Raw genomic sequence first — 20,656 nt, forward strand, 5'->3', positions numbered from 1 at the left:
TTATGGTAAAGCAAGATATAATTACTTTTACAAATACCGTTTGGAAAAATCTCAAACCGATTCGCGATGATATTTATAGAGGTGATTGGATGTCACTGGGACAAAACAAAGCTGCAGTTTGCTATTTGGATTTAGGAAATGAAAAGATATTTGAAAATCTTAAAGAGTATCAGGAAGAACTGATAGCGGAAGAATACTACCAAACGCCTGGAGGGATTCAATGGAATTACTATCTGTTTGTAATTCGAGATAGTTTTAATGAAACTGACAAATTGCGAATTGAAAACGACGATATTTACGCACGAAAATATCTCCTACAACCCAAACAATTTGAAAATTTCTTCAAATTAGATGCAGGAAGCGACTCCATAGCACCGGATATTCTTTCTGAATGGAAAACAGAACTGGATTCCGTTGGACTATCAGAAGTTTATCAAAATGCATCCATCGCATCCGCTACAAGACGTTTTATCGAACAGCAATCTATTCAATTACAAAATAATCCGGCGGAGACGACTACACAACACATTGAGTTTTTAAATAAAATTAATCGTATTGTCCTTAACGAAGATTATAGAAAATATCCAGATAGAAGGGAGTTCCAATTTGGAACCATGAATTTAATTACGGGCAAAAATGGGGCTGGAAAAACTTCATTATTGGAAGCAATAGAATTATCGATTTGTGGTAAATCGTTGCGAGAGCCTAAAAAGGAAATAATAGATACAAGTCTTACAATGTTTGTGAATGACAGTGAGACCCGTTTTTTATTTAATCCTTCAAACTCCTCTATATATAGGGATAGAGACAAACAATGGTATGGAAATAGTATTCCAAGAGGGAACGACCTTTACCTTTCTTTTAATCGCTTTAACTATTACAATGCTGACGCGGCTAGAGAATTCACAGATGGAGATTCAGAAAGTAAAACAAATGAGGCTCTATCTAATCTCGTATTAGGTGCTGAATTCTCTCACCTTATTGATCGAGCTGAAAAATTTCTAATTGCATTACGTCCTGAGTACAATGCTCTAAAAAAAGAGTTAAGGTCACAGGAAACAGCGAAGAAGGAAAGCCAAGAGAAAATAAAACACCTGGAAAAGTCAAATGACATTAAAGCACTTGCAGACTTAGTATATCAAGACTATTTAGCCCTTGATCCAATAAATGTTCTAACATTCTCAGAAGATGGACTTGGGGCTTTAGAAGCCTTTACAAATCGTATCCAAATATTTTTATCCCCATTTATTGAAAACAATTTTAAGATAAATTCATTTGCAAACCTCGAAAAAATAAAATCTGAATTAGCAACAGATCTATTTCAATTTGGAAAATTTCAAGAGGACATCTTTCAGTTTTCACAAAGGAAGACTGTCATTGAAATTTTGATATCTGAATCCAATTCTCGTTTAGAAGCATTAGCTCGTGCACATCATTATGTCGGAAATGATTTAGCATTAGAACTGAATGGTTATTCCCATCGTAAATCGGAATTAGATCTAAGCTTTAAGTCCGCTGAATACGTAGACACTCTTTTAATCAATGTGGATCTCGAAAAATATAAGATAACAAAGACCTTTCATTCGTTAAATGAAGAGCTGTTGACAAAGCAACAGATATTAAGCAAAGCTATACAGGATATCGACCTCCAAATTGAAACAAATCAAATAAAAGGAGTAACCCTAGGCCAATTGTTAACACAAATTAAGATAGCTGGAAAACAAATGCTCGAAATATTTGGAAAGATGGATATTTGCCCTCTTTGTGAAGCTAATTACGTTTCTGAAGAACTTTCCGAAAGAATAAACAGGGAAATTATCAACATCGAAGAGTCAGACGCCAAAATTGAAATATTAAGGAATAAAAGAGCAGAGCTGAATTCAAATTCAACAATAATTTTGAATGAAATTTCTGACCTAGAACAATTGAGAACAGCATTTTCCTTTCATTCCCGATTAGAAATTGACTCATTAGTTATGTATGAAATCGTTAATGATCTATTATCTATTTTGAACAGCCGTGATAATTTAAGAGAAAAACAGGAGCGCCTTAATAAGGTCGCAGAATGGGCAAATCTGGCGGGCTTATCAGAAGAGGAATTCTATATAATCAATTCAAAAATATCTCAGTGGCCAGATGTTCAATTAGAGCTTTCTATTAATAGTAAGGAGGAAATCATAAGCTATGAACAGCAGCTTCGCGATACTATATTGACAGCAAAGAAAGAATTATTTGACATCAATGCTAGCTTATTGAAGCTTGATCAAGAAATTCAATCAAGATTTTCAAGTTTAATAGTTCCTCCGCTTATAATTGCAGCCCTGAGGACTCAATTAGATACAAACAGATTAGAAATTGAAAAATTAGAAAACTCGTTCCTTTCACTTCGTGAGTTAGTCAAATTATCAGACGAAACAACTATTTCAACATTTGCAGAGGCTGTAAAAGTATTTCAAAGCGACATCGAATTTTTAAGAAAAGTACAGAAGGAAGAGGCGCAACTTACGGCAGAACTCAAAATAATTGACAATGCGAGTAAATTCTTAGAATTAAACAATCGTACACTTGATCGCCTGGAAAATGCAATAACTGTTCTGGCTAAAATGGTAGAAGACAGGGGAAAAAACGCATTACAAGATTTCTTTTCAGCAAATCAACAGCTCATTAATGATATATATAATACTATTCATTCACCACAGGAATTTATCTCTGTATCGTTCTCCAAAACAGGAATTTCATTAACCAAAGCAGATGGAAGTTTACATGGTGTTAATCAAATAAGTACCGGGCAGCGATCCGCTCTTGCAATATCGCTATTCATTGCGTTGAATCGTCAGTTGAAACAGGGGCCGAAAATATTACTATTTGATGATCCAGCAGCATTTACGGATGATTTCAATATACTGTCACTACTTGATTTTCTCCGATTCTTTATTTTAAAGGAAGGGAAACAAATATTTTTTGCTACTGCAAACGCGAGATTGGCGGCCTTGATAGAGAAGAAATTTGATTTTATGGGAGAGGATTTTAAACAATTTCACTTGGAGCGGTGAAAATCATTCAAAATATCGCGCCCCTATTCCAATCGAAAAATTGGATATCAAAACATTATACTTCCAAATGATCCCAAAAAGGTTGGAAATAATCCCCGACCCTTTGCATTATATACTTTATTTACACACTGATAATAAGATTTAAGAGTAAAAGACCAATAACGACTTCGAACCTCATCATTTTAAATTATTATCCTTGCATATATAAATAAGCCTGCCGTATTCGTTAATATTGCTTGTAGTATTAGGCCAACATAAACTTTACATTGACTAACACGCATTATATTGCACATATTCTCTAAAAGCAACATATCACCTCAGCTCCAAACTCTCCAAATACTCCTCACTATAATTAGCCAACCTTTTCTGACTATCCAATTCCTTTGGCCAACCCAAAATCCACATCTTTGTTCTCCCCGACGTACCCAGTAAATTTTCCTGACAGGTTAATATGATATTAGCATTCTCAGGATGAAATACCCAAGAAGAATAATTGTATACATCAAACCCATTAGTAAAATTATTTGCTCCAAAAGTATAAGCCTGTTTGAAAGGGTCTACATTATATACCCCTAAAAACCCAGATTCACCTGTCAATAAAAGTTTACCATCAGGAGAACTCAAAGCTTTACTCAAATCATTGGTAACTTTTCTAAATCCGATTTCCTTTGCAGTCGCATCAAATTTATTCATTTCAAATATTCTAGGTCGAAGATCAGAAGCTGGCAAAGGAACATTTCCTTTACCAGATTGTTGCAATTGAGTAGGATCAGCTTTAATAGTAAAAAACAATTTATCCCCATTAGGAGGACTTGTGATACCAGAAATCGTTGTATAGGACATATCAATACCATTGTATAGCCCCATATTTTCCAACCTTATAAATTTCAGCCCCCTTGTAAAAGGAAATGCAAAATATTTCAGGAAACCGCCTTTGTAAATAATTACCCCACCTCCATTAGGCAAAATATTAGGCTCTCCATCTTTTCTATCAAAAAAGAACATCCTATCTGATCGACCATAATAATATACCTCTACACCATCCACTGTTTTTACTTGAATCACCCCACTTCCTGCATATACATCAATTATATTATCACTGTTAATATTATATTGAAAAATAGATTTTGTACTGCCTGGTGCTGGAAGTACGAAAATTGATTTGGGAGTAATTGCTATTATTGAAGTTCCTTCTTCATCATAAAAAGCTTGCAGTATAGGAGTAGGTATAGGCTGTTTCCAGTTTAAGTCATTTCCATTTATATCATAGATTTTAAGCCTGGACCTTGTAACAGATAAAATTTGCAATCCGGCAGGAGAGAACGCTGTATTTAAAATCTCCCCTCGTTCATAAAAATCTCCTATTTTAAATCCTGCCGTGTCGTAAATATTTACAAATTGTTTATCCCTTACTGTCTTGAAATATGATCCATCCGCAGAAAAAGTAGCATTTTGAGCTGAATCAATATCTATTTTTTCATAATACCCCAATTTATTCCCAAAAGAATTATAATAACCACGAATGTCTTCATTAGTCGGATCTAGTCGCTCTGCCCGCTGCAATATCCGATATGCCAATGCCGGATTGGAAGACTCGTAACTCCTGGCCAACTCCAATCGCCGTCCTGATAAAGAAGCAGTTGCTCTACCCTTTTTCTCTACTTGTGCTATGCTATCTGAACGTCTAATGTCTAATAAACTCTGAAAAAGTTGCTTGTTCTTAACTGATAAAGATTTATTCAACTCTACGACAGATCTTAATGCACTATCTTTTGTCAAATTTGCTGATCTAAGTTCTGTGCTAACATCTTCCGCCACCTTCATTCGTTCGATTGCAAGCAACTTGGTGCTGTCAGCAATTGCTTTATCCATGTTAATTTTCGCTATTTCGAACCCAGAAATTAGCTTATTCGTCTGGTAGAGTCGATAAGACAATAGAGCTAAAGTAATAGTTGATATAGTTATTACACCAAGCCCTGCTATCAATATCTTTTTTGATCGTCTATTCTTCTCATCCCTATTCTTATAAGCATCATTCAATTTTTCCAAATGTTGCTGCCTTTCCATCACTAATCTTTCCCTTTCTTCCTCATACTTCTTCTTCCTATCCTTTCTCTCCTTTCTATGAACCAATGATGCCCTTATAAACTCACTTTCCTCTTTGTTAAACCAATTATCCGCCGACTCCAGAATTGTTTTTGCTTTCTCCAAATGGCGACTACCATCCCAGGTAGTCTCATCTTCCTTATACCGCAATATTGCATTTAACAAACTATCATGTAAAAAATATAAATCCTCCCCGTGCTCCTCTATCCACTCATCAATCTTATCCCACGCCTTTATCAAAGAATCATGTGCAGGCTCATACCAGATAAATCCATGATCGTTTACACTCATTTTCAACAACCGCTTTTTCAGAAACTTATCCAACACATCTTTTACACGGTTATTTTCTTCATCTTGCTCAAAGATTAGTTCTTTATCAGCTACCTTTCGTCCTGCTTTCTCTCCCAGCCCACGGGATACCATCCTTAACATAACATTCTTAATTGTCCTTCTCGTCTCTTTACCAGCCTCTTTAAAAATTTCCTCTGCCCTCGACCTCAAGCCATCCGCCACCCCACCTATTTTATTATAATCATCCTCTGTCAGGAAACCATCGCCTCTTTTTGAATTCACATATTCCTCATACATCTCGCTCAATGCATAAGATAACAACGGTAAAAAGTTACCCAATCGCTCTCCTTCATCCAGAATTATATTGACCAGTGAAGTCGGCTTATATTCCAGACCAGCCTGATAAACCGGCTCCGTAATAATCTCCCGGATTTCTTCCCTCCCTATTTTAGGCAATACTACTTTACTCGTCCTCCAATTCTTCATTCTCCTGTCAAACTCATATTCATAGTCTGACCGTATACTCAATATGACCCTAATATCAATAATGTCGTCATTTATCTTCTCCTCCAGGAACTTAATAAAGTCTTCTCTTAGGTTTGGAGACTTACATTTCGTGCTCAACTCTTCAAACTGATCCACATAAATCACCACCTTCCTACAATCAGGGTTATTTTGCAGAAATTTCAACGCTCTCCTTTTAAATATAGCAGGGTTCTCATCTGGCTTTCCGGTTATTACCCTGTATCCCGCCTCTTTTAATTTAGGTAATATCCCCGCCTTGATAATAGACGATTTTCCTGTCCCGGAAGCACCAACTATAGCTACTGATTTTTTATCCATGATACGGCTGATCAAATCATTGACCATAGCCGTCCGTCCGAAAAATCGAATGATATCCTGGTCTATATCATCATAGGAATCTAATCCTTTATATGGATTACCAATTATTGTGGGCGTCATTAATCGGGGACGTTCCTGCTTAGGTCGAAACGCCCAAATAATTGGGGCCAGCTTATCATGCGACAATTCATAATTCCCTACCTCGTCCATTTTCCTAACGATCTGCTTCTTCACCAATACATCCAACCAGTTACCTGATCCTTTCATATTACTGACATTCACTGGCATCTTCGTTGTTTCCTCCGATACAAACTGACAGAGATACTCCCACACGAACCCCTCTTTTCCTTCTGCTATCTCTTCCACCGTTTCCCTTACATATTCTCTGAGCGGATCTTCCAAAGCGCCCACTTCCCGCACCAGGTGTTCAGTAAACACAGCTACCTTCTCTCCTTTGGGCTGTCCCTTCATCGCCCTATTCCAGAGATAAAACATAAACACCTGCAACTGCAATAAATTAATTCCACCGTCTCCTTTTACGACCTTTCCTATTTCCGCGGCAATCGTATCCAAATCCGGATAACACCTGACATGCTCACGCTGCTTCTCTAATCCCTCGGCAATAATTTTATGTGCTTTCCCCTGATCTACCCGCTTCACTTCATATCCTGCACTGAAAACGGGCACTACCTTATTCTCAAATTCTTTTAATTTCGCATGAAATTCCTGCCTGATAATCAAAATGACTTTACAATATTTACTCCTTAATGAAAGCACCTCCTTCATTAGTGTAAAAAAAGCTACCTTTTCATCATTCTCTCCAAATAAAAACAATTCTTCTATCTGATCGAAGATCAGGTAAACAGGTTTATAGTATTTTTTATATAGTAATTCGATTAATGCACCTTCCTTTAATTCCCCAAGCATCTCAGTATTCATCATATCTTCTGGATCAACCACATCATTCTTCAAAAGCCGGTAGGTTAGCTCCTGTCTGATCGACGCCATTATATTTTTCTTCCTGAGGATCAGCACATCATACCAATCAGATTTTTTAAAATGATTCGCCAAGCCACAAAGCACAAGGCTTGTTTTACCGACGCCAGATTCTCCAAAAATCAATTGGATGCTTCTCCCCCTGACTAGACTATATAGATTTAGAACATCCTCGTTTCTTCCTGAGAATTCATTGATTTCTTCTCTTTTAAAGGAGCGAAGAAACCTGAAAGGATTAATCGGTTGCTGCTCAATATCCCCATTAGATTCATTATTTCCGGAAATGAAAGGGTTCATATTTTATATCATTTTACAGCAGTCCTTAAATGCTTGAATTGCCTATATATAACCTTCAATCGGTTTACAGCTTTTTCTTTATCAAAACTGTCCCCACCCAGGTTATCCTTAATTTTTTCAATATATGGAATGGCAGTTTTTTTCATTATTTTCCCAGATCCCGATACATAGTCGGGCTCATCCACTACAATAAATTCAATGATAATTTCACCATCTTTTTTATCTTCTCCCTTATAGATTATTTTATTCTCTTCTGAGTGTGAATAATAATACAACTGAGAAATTTCATCACCTGTTATTAAACACTTATCAATAATAAATGGGGATAAGCTCAAATAATTCATTACGGAACTCAACCCCTTAGCCAGTATCACACTGTAATTTTGAGAGTAGTCATTCTTCTCATCCCATTCTTTGCCGCATCTCACCTGCCGGTGTCTCAACTCAAGTATACTATGTATAAATACCTGTTTGGGATTGAAACGAAATCGGGTAGCCTCAATATTCCTTACTACCAATAAATTATATCTAAGAATAAAACAAACTTCATCGAGGATATTGCACAATTCGTTTTCTACTATCCTGCAATGGTCTGGTATACTAGCTATTCCTTCCTGATAGCGGATCTTTTCCAGTCGAATAATATTATGCGCCAGGTTTAGATCATCAGTATCAATTTGAAAACTCTCTGTCATATATTCTTCCACAAAGGTCGAATGCCCATTAGCTCGTATCAATTCCGCCGTTTCTCGAATCAAACTACTATAGCTAAAACTCTGAATATCATCCCTGGATAAAGAAAGTAGCTGTCGCAACTGATTTCTGACTTTCGAATTAATTACAAATTTGCGACCTTCCCTGTACTTTATTTCAAAGAGATCTGAGACCATTACATAACAAGTAAACTTTACTAATAACTCATAAAAGTCTAGCAAGTCTTCCCAGTAATCTTCATAAGTTTCCATATTCCCAGCTTGTATGGAAATGGCATTAGCTCTCATGCTAGCCATGATAGTGGCAAGTGGACGGGGTACCAAATTGCCTATTCTTTCATGCAATTCCTTTGCATGAAATATTGTTCTTGGCTTTTTCTTAAATTCATTATAATTTCTTTGCAGCAGTCCAAAATCAGAAACTTCTGCTTTCGCATGTGGAGTTTTACTGGAAATATATTTTGCTATATCATTCCCCTTATTACCTATCGTTTCTAATATCTTCAAGTAAGGAGAATACGGTACTGTAGCTGCTAACTGATATTGAAACTTCCATTTATCATATGGCCTATAGGAACCTAAATCCTTATCTATAATATTTCCGGCTTTTACAATAGGTTTATAAAAAATCTGAAATGGAAAATCATCCTCTTCCTCTTCAACTGTCACTAAAACACTGCGGTCTACATCTGCAATCTTCATTTTATTCGTCTGCAACCATGCCTGTGCCTCATCAAATGCCTGTCCTACTTCTGCCAACTGACTCAAACGCAAATAAAAGGCGACAGAAAACTCTGCTGCCTCTTTATCAAAAACCTTTCGTTTACTAGCTATCACTATTTTAGCTCCTGCCTTATGAAAGGCATCTACCAATCCATAAGTTGCACACCCATTTAAAAATACAAGTTCCAATCCGCTTACCTTCGACAGCATCTTAGCCACCCCTTCTCCATTCACCACCTGCCCATCTGCTAACAATAAATCCAAACTACCGGCATGCCCTGAAAAGTGAAAAACATTTAATGGGCTATCATCGGCAAACTCCGTCCTCAAATCTTTCGCAGACACCTGCTTAAGCAGGAAGGGTGTCACAAACTGTCTATCCATCCTTTTCAGAAGTGGATAGACAGTTTCACTTTCTTCCTGCAGACATTTTAAAGATTCATCTACATCATTTGCAAAGGCTAAAACTACCCTTACAGCCATAGTATAGGTTTTAAATAATTATTGAACAAGTTCTGCCTTAACCACCTTTTTTTCTTCTTCCAGCTTACTAATCAACTGTATAAACCGCATTGCAATCTGTTGAAATCCTTCTCCATTGGGGTGAATCTCATCATACCACTGATCTATTTTATCAGCTTCATTGTACAATACAATATTTCTAACATCGAGATAATGCACATTTTTAAACTCTTTACACACATCTATTAACTTCCTGTTGAACTCATCCATTATATACCGTATCGTCAATCTTCTATCTTCCGGGTCTGCTATCCCTTTCTCGATCATATAACGGCCTAACCAGCCATGCTTGGGATCGTTTAATTTAATCGGGTAATCATAACCATGAACAATCACTTGTAGCGCCGGTTGGGTGGTTTTCAAAAGCATAAACAGGGCTTTATATATCTCCATCAATCCATCCAGCTTATTCTGGAAAGAATCCTTGAGATATTTCCCAGGGCGTTTATCTGCTTTGGTTTCATCATTTACTATATCTATCAGAAATTGTCTGAACTGCGAACCTAAAATGTCATTTCCACCCCCACTAATCAGGAAGTAACCAGGAGAATGTTCTACTAACGCGTCTAAAAAGTATTCACCCTGCTTTTTATCCTGGCTTAAATAATTACTGAGTGTATCACCTGCAGCAGCCGTGCAATAAATAGCATATACTTTGGACAAATGATCAATGATATCCCTAACCAATGGATGCTGGAACCAGGAATCTCCTTCAGACACAATCCTCAATCTATTGGGATCTCTTTTAGTGACACTTTGAAAATATCTATTTCGCTTTCTCCTTGCATACCAGTTAGCAAGATCCAATCCAATATCGTTAATTAATCCCCTTACAGCTTTTTCCTGTGCGGTGATAGTTATTTCTGGCTTTAGCGTATAGGAAGTTGCACCGTTCTCATCAAACCCGATGTTATAGTATAGTCCTACTGCAAACTCCCCGGTCACATCATCAGCAAGCATACGTTCCAGGTTTTCCTGGTTAATTGTATTGAATAGAGGATTTACAATATCCACATCCACATCATACACCCTCCATCCTTTTACAGCAGGTTGTGGTACAGTCACTTCAAATGCGGATCTAAATTGTATAGCAGCCTGCTTAGTAACACTTCTCATTTTGGGATCCAGCAACACATCCTGCGCCATAGGTGCAGGCGGCTCTGGTAAACTATTCAATGAGAAACGACTTACATCAAATTGATCTGTACTCACGATGAACTTCAAATGATCCTCCAGTTTTTCCACATTATACCATCTCATCATTTCCGGCATCGCGACTTCTAATTCTTTCTTGCCACCAATCCCTAATCTAACCCTTTCATCAGGCTCCAAATGGTATACAGCTATAGGTAAAAATCCAGTAAAGGACATAAAATCAGATGCCAGGTATACAACACTTACATAGAGATCTGCCTCCGATGTATTGTGTAGTTCGATTTTCATCTTGTTACTCCACTTACCATCCTGATTGGTCAATTTAACGGTTATTTTATCCTGGCTTTTGAAAGCAGTAAGCTCATTTTCCGTTAATCCCACGACGCCTCCGATGCTCAACACATTCTCCGGTAATAGCGTAGCCTGGTGTTGGTTTTTTATTGCTTTAATAAAATGCCAGCAGGAAATATGTTTAAATTGACGAATGATATCATCTGCCCATTTATCTCCCGGACCAATGTGTATAAACTGTCCCAAAGGCCTGTAAGGATCATGGGGCTTAGTTATATAATAATAATCATTATTAAACCTTATCACATAGTCACTGGCATTTTCATCATCTACAAAACTTACAAAATCAACTGCATCTGTTATAAACTTATTCATCAATACCTGCTGATCCTGCAATAAGGCAGCATTTGGTGCTACATGTACTGATAACTTAACGGATAATAATCCCTTCAGCTCCGCTTTATAGACTTTATCAGTATCCAATATTGAATCTCCTATTGAAAGGATAGATGAATCAGTATTGACCAGGGCCACTTTCGCATTATATTTCTGCCCAGGATTAGCTTCATCATATAGAACAAGCTGAATATCAGAATCTGCCGCAGACAAACCATGAATCGCTCCTACATTCAACACCCACCCTAATTGGGTATTATACATCACTTCTCCAGACTCTCCACCTGTAAAAACAGGTTTCCTTAAAAACCCTGTCTGCATTGAATTCTGAGCCCCACTTACGCTAGTCACAAAGGGTTTTTGTTCATATATACCTCTCAGCAATTGCCTCACCCTGTCATAAATAGTTTGGTAAGATAACTGTCCATTGGAGCTATCCAACACTTTTAACAACGCCTGTGTAAAAACTCCTTCACCGTTTACTTCTAATGCAGGTTCATTGGATTCACAAGCACACATTTCAATATGTGCCGTCTCTGGTAATAATTTGGATTCCCCATATTCCAGGAATTCTGCTTCACTGAAATGCCTGAATAAATAATTATTCCATGGACGTTGTTTGAAAACATACAATCCTCCTTTAGTAACAGCATGTCCAAATGCTTCCGCTACCATACTGGCACGCGTAACTCCAGAAGAGTGACAACAATCGAAAATGGTTACAATGTGTGGGCTTTTCACGCCTACTTCATTAATCAACCAACGAATTTCCTTATCTGATAGCAGGAAGTTATCCTTGGTAGATTCATCATAATAACAAGCAATTGATTCAGATTTCCCATCAGTCTCTGAAGGAAAAACTAAATTATCAACATACTCCTGTGCACCATGTCCTGAAAAATAAAACAGCACCACATCCCTTTCTGTCGCCTGCGAAAAATGCTCCTGGAATGCATCAACAATCCCTTGCTTAGAAGCCGCCTGGTTAGCCAGGAATTTAATATCCACTTCATAATAATTGTCCTTCTCCAGGTAGCGCATCATTTTTTCCGCGTCACTTATACACCCGCTTAGTTTAGGAAATGCAACTCTATTCCCATCCAGTGGAATATGACTGGCATAATCTGTAATACCGACTATTAATGCATACAATTTCCCGTTATTTCCGGCAGATAGGTTGTTTGGCATTGTATTAAATTTCAGGAGTTAAATATGAATAGTGCACCATTATGTATGATCAAATTTTTCTTAATTATCAGCATTAAGAGATTGTTTCCCCCAGCTCCAGTTCAGGCCAATCAATGTAAAGAGGTTATTCACCTCTCCAAAGTTTTTCCCAAAGGATCCATATAAGTATAAACTTTCATTCACCTTATATTGCAGGACACCTACATTACGTTCCGAATTCAGATCTTTATTATCTCTATAATGCCTGGATATATGTTCGAATGAGAGGCTAAAATCGCCGTGCTCATAGCCAATCCTCATCCCATAGTCAGTGGCCCCATCTCTTTTAAACTTATTCATTGCAGTATCAGTCAATAAATTATCCTGGGTAACCCGAAGGTTAGCAATGGCGAATAGATAATCATTGTCCTCTTTTCCAACGCCGATATTCAAGGTACCGTTCACCCAAAATGCACTCCTATTAAACCGCTGATTGTCGTAATTATTATCCTGGAACATATCAGAATAAGCATAGGCGGCATCTACAGAGATGACGGGTTTCAATTCAGAAATTGCCACTGCTTCATTCGCAGACCTAGCCTTCCTTATACTATCAATTTTTACTTGTATTTCGTTAGGATCATCTAAATCCGGGAACAATTCTTCTGCTTTTTTTCGGTCGGCCGCTCTTTTATTTAACTCGCCTCTTATCTGATCTCCTCTTTTATTGCCCCAATATGTCAATAAGTTAGTCCTCACACCTATAGCGGTATAGTTTGTATTAGGCAAATAATTTTTTGATGAGTCATTAAAATAGGTAGCTACAGACACTGTCATCTTTCTGAAAAAACCGGTTGACAAATCAGAACCAGTAGATTTTCTCGATACACCCAGGAATTTATAGATGTTTTCATTGTAATGTTTCAATAACCAATAGGGGGAAGCTTCTAATGCGAAATCTTTCGGAAGAGAACTCCCCTGTCCAATTGCATTCAGTATATTCAATCCGAGGGATTTGGGGTTGGAGGGGCGTTCTATATTTGTTGGAGAAATATCCAGCAGGGAAAAACCGGGAGACACAGGCATTTTCAAATCCTGCAGTTCGATGGAATTTTCCTGTGCATTCGTACGAACAACTATTACCAGTAAAAGGATGTATAAAATAAATTTTATCTTCATAGCTCAATTATCTTTAAACCAGTTTAACATTTTTGATTACAATCACTAGTTTCTTATCAGAAGAAACCCGCTTTTCAGCATCTTCATATTCAAATGACGTAGTATTATCACCCTGCGTAAATGTGTATTTCACAACAAGGTTATCGATCATACTTTGTCTAAGTCCATCTGGAATTAAATCTAATTCTACGATTGTTTTAATTTTCAAAGTTTGATTAAGCAATGAATTACCAGTACCAATTTCCTTATCAGTAATGATACCGTCGGGTTCTGGTGAGGTGGCCAACAATTTTGAACTATCAGGTAATACCAATCTAACAGTAGTGGTTGCGTCTCCACCAGTAGATACGAGAACAGTTAATAGCACCGGCATATCAGATGCCGACACAGGTACTTCATGTGTCATGTGAGAAATCTTAAATAATTAAAGAGAATAGGCAGAACAATTCACTTTGGGGATAATATCATATGTTTTGGGGATACATCCTGGTTATACGGGGATTCTGTATTCTTTAATGTGTTTCCTCGCTATTGTGAAATTATAAAGCCCTTATAAAAATTTAATAAATTATTTCAGTTGATAATATCGTTTGCTCATTTAGATATCTGGATATTCACGTGTAATCGAAATTCTCAAATATGGGGCCATCTATTTTTAAAAATTCCATGTTACCTTGAACGGTCAATTGCAATCCAGCTACTTTTATTTTATCATCCCAACAAGTGAAGTTCAACAAATTTTTCCATTCTAAAAATACCAAGTAGTTTGTATTTTTACCCGACATCTGTCCTAAAAAGCTGTATTTTGAATTCTTCCTGCAAATTCAGCATAAGGTATTTGAGCATTAAATGATATTGCTCCCTGCGACTTTATCGTACAATTAAGTATATGACGGAAAGATTCATCATACAGGTTTAATCTTGCCCGATTATTCTTTTTGGTAAACAACATTGTGAGCCCAACAGGTAACATAACGACAAGCACTCTTTCACTATAAAGCGCATTGCAGTTCATCAAAGTAAATGGAATATCATACGGAATACTAGCATAGGTAGTTATAATTGGAGTAATACCATTTGCCACATGCAAATTCACACTCTCATATATTGACCTTAAGTTTTTACTAATGAATTGCTGGTTCTCAAATATGAAGATTCTAAAATGCTTATCCTTTTCCTTTCTGGCACACTGACTTGTAAAACTCAAATATTGACGAAAACTGGTATCTGCTGTCCATATCGAGGTTGAATTTTGTTCCATTTGCGTGTCAAATCCATAAAAAAGCTTGCCTCCCCCTCCTATACAGCGCTCTGCTGATACCATTCCTGTTCTATTTGCGTAATTTGTATTTATGGCATAGTATCTTCGAATATTGTCCAGGATAGAAGCATTTGCTATTTCAAGATACCCATTTGCGCTTTGATTGATAAAAGGCTTCAAAGCTGTCAATATTTGTTTAGAATTCTCCCGATTTTCGTCAAATGAATCATTATAATATTCCAACTGAAAATCTGCTCCTCGTTTTAACATATCTACTACTCCGGTATAATTGACACTTAGCTTTTGTAACTTGTCCAAATTATAACCCGCCAATCGGCTCTGTACCCTGGTTAACAGATCCAGGCTGCCATCATAAAAATTAATCCAGTTGTTGCCAGACAATTTTGTAATGGTTTCAATATTTTCAAATACAGCATAGGCGTCTGATTTAAGATTCGGTTTCATTTGGCGAAATGCCTCCTCCCTGGAAGGATATTGTTTTGCGTCTTTTATAAACTTTATCCTCTCATCACTAACACTTTGCGCACAAAACACATATACCACTTTATTATTTTTTATACCATGGATAATTTCTGCAAGTGTGATTGAAATTTGTTTACCATCATAACTCACCAGTCCTCCACATCTATAACCTAAAATCCCTATAATAATATCAGCACTTTCTACATTATCTAAACATACTTGGTATGAATGACGCCGTCCGTCGCCAATGTCAAAAGTAGGATATTCGCTTGCAATGGGTATATAACCTCCATTCTCTAAAAATTGGAAGAGCATCTTTCTTTCTTCCTTGAGGTCATACACGGTAGAACTAATAAAAACAATAGATTTTCTCATGCTATATGATCACATAGTTTTGGGCCTCTTTCAAAGGGAAACAATGCACAAAACTCTTCCTTATAGTAAGGTTACTTTAAGGAAGAGCTGAAATGGGAATATTAACAATAAATTACAATAATGTTCAGGCATTAAGCAACCTGCTCCATACTTCCATAAAACGAAGTGAGTTCTTCTATGATATCCTTTCGATAACATTCCAAAGTTTCAATGGATGTATGACCACTGTAAACAAAAGTGGTTAATTCTTCCATTGAGTCCCGGCCATGATATTCTTCTACAATATCGTGGGTTGTCAAGTAAGGATGGTTATCCAACCCATAAGGAGCAGCGATCGTTTTTAATCCGTGTATACGAGCTTGGGCTGTATTTTCGAGCAAAGCGGTTCTAAGCATTTTGTACCCCAATGGCAAATCATCACGCCTATGGTTCTTTACTATTTTCTTTGCGGCTTCTGATATGCTAGCATTATTTTCGACACCACTTTGATATGTTGAAATGGAAACTTTCATAGCTCCCAGCAGTTGACCTACAAAGTCATTCAATAAGCCTATATGAGGAGCTATTTCCAGGTCATTATTTGTAAAAGATGATGGCAGCTTCTCAGTTATATCAAGAATAGTTGCAATTTCTAACAATCGAATGCGAATTCTCTCTATCACTTCAGGGGATTCTGTCAAAAAATCATCACTCGTCCAATCTTCCTTCACCTGGTTAATCAATTGTAGCAGCATTTGAAACTCTACTTGCGTAATTTCCTTTTGGAAATTAATGTCAAACATTTCATCAAAATCTGATACAAGGTGCCCATTACGTGGCAATTCACCCAGCATTGTTAAAATTAAGGTTCTGAAGTAGCCGATATATTCTTTACTTACAAGACCAGTCTCTGCTATTGAGGCCGCTGCCGTAGCAAGGTTCCCGCCTAATGTAGCATGCGTGCTTGCTGCAGATACAACTGCCTGGGCTATACTTTCAGCAGTTGTGGCTAGATTCCCACCCAATGTAGCGTGGGTGCTTGCCGCAGAAACAATCGACTGCGCAATGCTTCCATTTACTTCTGGCAACTTGCTGGCCAGTGAAGAGAAAGTTTTTCCGGCTAATAACTGAATCTCTGCTATAGAATGAGTAATAGTCTTTAGAAACTCCAATTCTTCTTGCCTGGAATTTACTACACTTGAAATAGATAGATGAGATGATTCGCTCGCAATTGAGCTCTGTTGAAATAATGTGTTGGGTGTTTTTTCCATTTTGAGGTTTATTATCAGTTAATATTCATCTAAAAGATCTGAATTCATTAACGCGTAATATATTATTCACCTGTTATGAATAGGTGAATAATAACCTAATACTTCAAGAAATACTTCTTTGTGGTCAAACTACTTCACATGATGGGGTATGCATTCTTCTTAAAAATTTTAAGATGGTAACTTAATTTACCATTGCTAGGTGGAACTTATGACAATATCGAACATAAATATAACCCATGGGGCGTAACAGTTTCCTAAATACCATCTAGCTTCAAAGATAGTTATATTATTATAAATAGAAAATACCAACAAGTCTGTATTCTCACATCAACCAATGGAAATTATAATATAATCTACCTGACCTGGATGATTGTCACATTAATGGGAGTGTAAAATATTGTGTGTAAACTCCTTCTCCATTGTTTGAAACCCTGCCGGGATGGGGAAGGGGGAATGGCTCGGCAGCAGCGCCTTCCCCGGTTTTGGGGCCTATTGAGATCATTCACCACCATAGGCCATTAACACAGTAAATTTTACAGTCTCTTTTCAAAAAAAAGCAGGCTCACAAAATGAGCCTGCCATTATTAATCAATCTACAACTAACAATCTCCTTAATTCTTCTTCGCCTGATCCAGCGCATTCTGAAACATACTCTTCTCCTCTGCCCTTATATAACTCCCATACTTACTCAAATAATCTGTCGCCGCCGGCACATAAGTCGCCCAATCTTTTGAATTCAAAGATGCCACTGTCTTTGCTCTCAAATACATCTCATCACCTGGTGCACCATACCGTTTCATCGCACTCTCAATCTCACTCCAATCCTTATGCGCTTTCATCATAGGCTCCATCGTCCCTTTATAAATCATGTTCATCATATTCACATGATACTGACGTTCTCCCAACACCTTCTTAAACGCCTCCGGATTTTTTGTCATAAAAGCAAATCCTGCATCTTTTGAGCTCTTTGCAAACTGCCCTACAACCCTTATATCCTCATCACTCAATGGTTCTTTCAATGTAGCAATATAAGCAGCGCCCGCCATTTCAGCACCAGGTGCATCTCCCACCTGGTTAGCCGCCATCGTCATTTTCAACAAAAACTCTTTATCTCTTTTACCATGTATATAAGCATCCAACATTTCGCTATACACCATAGCAGGATCTGTCAGATCTGCATTCTTTGCTACCACCTGGGGGATAGCACCCATATCAGGATTCAATGGTGCATGAATTTTCCGCAAAGCTTCAAAAGGTATTTTTACAACTTCTCTGTCATAAGTGATCAACCCATTCTGCTCTCCTTCCACATCAAATGGCTGCGTATACACAGAAGCACTCAACCCTTCTTCTTCTAACAAATGCAGATGCTGTGCCATGATAGTAAATTTACTTTGCAACGCAGCTGGTTTCTCCTGTATATATCCCCATGCATTCATCGGATTCCATTGGTGATCAGGAATAAATACACCAATACCACCAAATTCGCCTACCACTCTTGCCTTGCCTGTCTGTTCCGGTGAATTCATTGGATTAGGATAAGAATGCACATCTGTGATATCGCTCGCTACCCAATCATCTTTCCCTGTTTTGGTTTCACTGCCATTAATAAAGATATACTCACCAGTATGCCCATTCACAATACGGCTTGGGTCGGCTTGTTTCACCCATTTTGTCAACCGTTCCTGGTCATAACTTCCCCATTGTTCATTAAAAAGTACCCAGGTCACGATACTAGGATAGTTATGTAGCTGATCCAGGATTTCCTTGGTCTCCTTTTCAAACTGAGGTTTAGCACCTTCTGGTAATCCCTGGTTGGGATTCACAAAATCCTGCCATACCAACATACCAAGCTTATCAGTGTAATAATACCACCTGGCAGGTTCGATTTTAATATGTTTGCGGATAGTATTGAAGCCCATCGCCTTGATCGCTTCAATATCAAATTTGAGTGCATCATCAGTAGGGGCCGTATACAACCCATCAGGCCAGAATCCCTGATCCAGGGTAGCCAGGTTAAAGTAAGGATGATTATTTAAGAATATCCGGTCTATACCTTTCTCATCTTTTGCAATAGATATCTTCCGCATACCAAAGTAGCTCTTCACTTCATCTATTGTCTTACCACCTTTCACCAGCTTTACAGCAAGGTCATACAAAAATGGTGATGCCGGGGACCAGAGTTTAGCATCCTTTACAGGTAAGGTTAACAGGTTACCTGCCTGCCCTTTTACTTTACTCACCATTTTATCACCGTCCATTGCCACTACTTCTACTGAACTACCTGCTGGTGCATTTACTTTCACCTGTAATACGCCTTTATCAATATCCGGCGTCAAAACTAATCCTTCAATACTTGTCTTAGGTACAGCCTCTAACCATACCGTCTGCCAGATACCGGAGGATGCGGTGTAATATATATTTGCTAGTTGCAGGACCTGCTTGCCATGAGGTCCTATGCCCTGCTCTGTTGGATCATATACTTTTACGACCAGTTCATTCTCACCCGTTTTCAGCGCACTGGTAATATCCAGGGTAAACGCCTCATAACCGCCACTATGTGTTCCTACTTCCTTTCCATTTACATACACGGTAGCCTGAAAGTCTACTGCTCCAAAATGCAGCAGCACCTTCTCTCCTTCCGGCTTTGCAATCGATCTCTTATACCACAGTAGCTGATCTGGTTGCAATGCCTTCTTCACGCCTGACAAAGCAGATTCTAATGGATAAGGGACTAATATCTTACCATCCCAACTCGCGGGGACATTCGCATTCTTGTCTGTAATGGCATAATTCCAAAGGCCATTCAGGTTTTCCCATTGGTCCCTGACCATCTGGGGACGAGGATATTCCTTTAATGCATTTGTGGGTGAAACCTCTTTAGCCCACCGGGTTTGAATGTTGACCGGCTGCATCTTCCACGTATCCTGTGCATTTGCCTGGTATGCAAACAGCGAACTAAATAAAACAATTGAAAGTAAGCTTCTCATAAACTGTGTATCAGTTTGGGATCTTGAATTAATTAATGATGAATTTCACTTTTTCGGCTGGCTAAGTTAGGATAGTATAAAAGGAAAATTGTTAACCCGAGGTTAATGAAATAAATTTAAGCAATTGTTCCCAATTACTACCTTAGCTAACACCACATACTATATTAATTGCCAAAGTCTCGAAAAGCTAACATAAAAAATAATAAAGAGCTGATATTACCATTTGGTGATTAGTGCAATCATAATAGCAAATAGATTTTAACGAAGATATTCAAACGTGCCTTTCAACCATTTATGCATACCAGCATCCCCTCTCCCACAACTCAACGTAAATAAGGAACAGTAACATCTCTCTTTGTAGAGTGTTACTGTTTTCCTGTTTTAGCACATCCTAACTTTCTTCCCGACCTCCTAATTTTCTACTTAAAAAATCAGCTTACCTTCACCCAAAGACGAAAGCTAGTACTTTTACCACCCATCCATTTCCAGTTTTCCCACATTCAACAATGGCCCAACCAGGTCAAATTATGCTTTTTTCATAACCGTTAACCTCAGGCAGAAAGTG

The 20,656-nt window shown here is 37.8% G+C and carries 9 protein-coding genes; 1 reads left to right on the forward strand and 8 read right to left on the reverse strand.

The features are described 5' to 3' along the window. Positions 1-2: 2 nt before the first annotated feature. On the forward strand, positions 3-3,053 hold the full coding sequence (locus tag SIO70_RS00290; RefSeq protein WP_320578355.1) for an AAA family ATPase: 3,051 nt from the start codon (positions 3-5) through the stop codon (positions 3,051-3,053). A gap of 312 nt (positions 3,054-3,365) precedes the next feature. Here the strand turns inward: SIO70_RS00290 and SIO70_RS00295 are convergent, their stop codons facing one another. From SIO70_RS00295 to SIO70_RS00330, 8 genes are all read right to left on the reverse strand, one after another. Next, the gene (locus SIO70_RS00295) at positions 3,366-7,586 is read right to left on the reverse strand and encodes a hypothetical protein (RefSeq protein ID WP_320578357.1); all 4,221 of its coding nucleotides are present in this window, start codon (positions 7,584-7,586) and stop codon (positions 3,366-3,368) included. Between the two features lie 8 nt (positions 7,587-7,594). After that, positions 7,595-9,505 (reverse strand): CHAT domain-containing protein, encoded by a 1,911-nt coding sequence (locus SIO70_RS00300; protein WP_320578359.1) that lies wholly within the window; start codon positions 9,503-9,505, stop codon positions 7,595-7,597. Positions 9,506-9,523: 18 nt separating this feature from the next. After that, the gene (locus tag SIO70_RS00305; protein WP_320578361.1) at positions 9,524-12,574 is read right to left on the reverse strand and encodes a caspase family protein; all 3,051 of its coding nucleotides are present in this window, start codon (positions 12,572-12,574) and stop codon (positions 9,524-9,526) included. A gap of 60 nt (positions 12,575-12,634) precedes the next feature. Further along, complete coding sequence (locus SIO70_RS00310) at positions 12,635-13,732, reverse strand: hypothetical protein (protein ID WP_320578363.1); 1,098 nt, start codon at positions 13,730-13,732, stop codon at positions 12,635-12,637. 13 nt (positions 13,733-13,745) lie between these two features. Next, entirely contained in the window at positions 13,746-14,138 is a 393-nt protein-coding gene (locus tag SIO70_RS00315) for a hypothetical protein (protein WP_320578365.1), read from the reverse strand. Positions 14,139-14,522: 384 nt separating this feature from the next. Beyond that, positions 14,523-15,851, reverse strand: a complete 1,329-nt coding sequence (locus SIO70_RS00320; RefSeq protein ID WP_320578367.1) for a DUF4062 domain-containing protein — start codon at positions 15,849-15,851, stop codon at positions 14,523-14,525. A 131-nt stretch (positions 15,852-15,982) separates the two neighbouring features. Continuing rightward, positions 15,983-17,101, reverse strand: coding sequence for a hypothetical protein (locus SIO70_RS00325; protein WP_320578369.1), 1,119 nt, complete (start codon positions 17,099-17,101; stop codon positions 15,983-15,985). A gap of 611 nt (positions 17,102-17,712) precedes the next feature. Further along, complete coding sequence (locus SIO70_RS00330) at positions 17,713-20,091, reverse strand: glycoside hydrolase family 2 protein (RefSeq protein ID WP_320578371.1); 2,379 nt, start codon at positions 20,089-20,091, stop codon at positions 17,713-17,715. Between the last annotated feature and the right edge of the window lie 565 nt (positions 20,092-20,656).

Origin of the sequence: Chitinophaga sancti (assembly GCF_034087045.1) — a bacterium.
GTDB lineage: Bacteria > Bacteroidota > Bacteroidia > Chitinophagales > Chitinophagaceae > Chitinophaga > Chitinophaga sancti_B.

Coding starts and splice junctions, on each gene's coding strand:
- SIO70_RS00290 (WP_320578355.1), top strand. CDS start 3: ATGGTAAAGCAAGATATAATTACTTTTACAAATACCGTTTGGAAAAAT.
- SIO70_RS00295 (WP_320578357.1), bottom strand. CDS start 7,586: ATGAACCCTTTCATTTCCGGAAATAATGAATCTAATGGGGATATTGAG.
- SIO70_RS00300 (WP_320578359.1), bottom strand. CDS start 9,505: ATGGCTGTAAGGGTAGTTTTAGCCTTTGCAAATGATGTAGATGAATCT.
- SIO70_RS00305 (WP_320578361.1), bottom strand. CDS start 12,574: ATGCCAAACAACCTATCTGCCGGAAATAACGGGAAATTGTATGCATTA.
- SIO70_RS00310 (WP_320578363.1), bottom strand. CDS start 13,732: ATGAAGATAAAATTTATTTTATACATCCTTTTACTGGTAATAGTTGTT.
- SIO70_RS00315 (WP_320578365.1), bottom strand. CDS start 14,138: ATGACACATGAAGTACCTGTGTCGGCATCTGATATGCCGGTGCTATTA.
- SIO70_RS00320 (WP_320578367.1), bottom strand. CDS start 15,851: ATGAGAAAATCTATTGTTTTTATTAGTTCTACCGTGTATGACCTCAAG.
- SIO70_RS00325 (WP_320578369.1), bottom strand. CDS start 17,101: ATGGAAAAAACACCCAACACATTATTTCAACAGAGCTCAATTGCGAGC.
- SIO70_RS00330 (WP_320578371.1), bottom strand. CDS start 20,091: ATGAGAAGCTTACTTTCAATTGTTTTATTTAGTTCGCTGTTTGCATAC.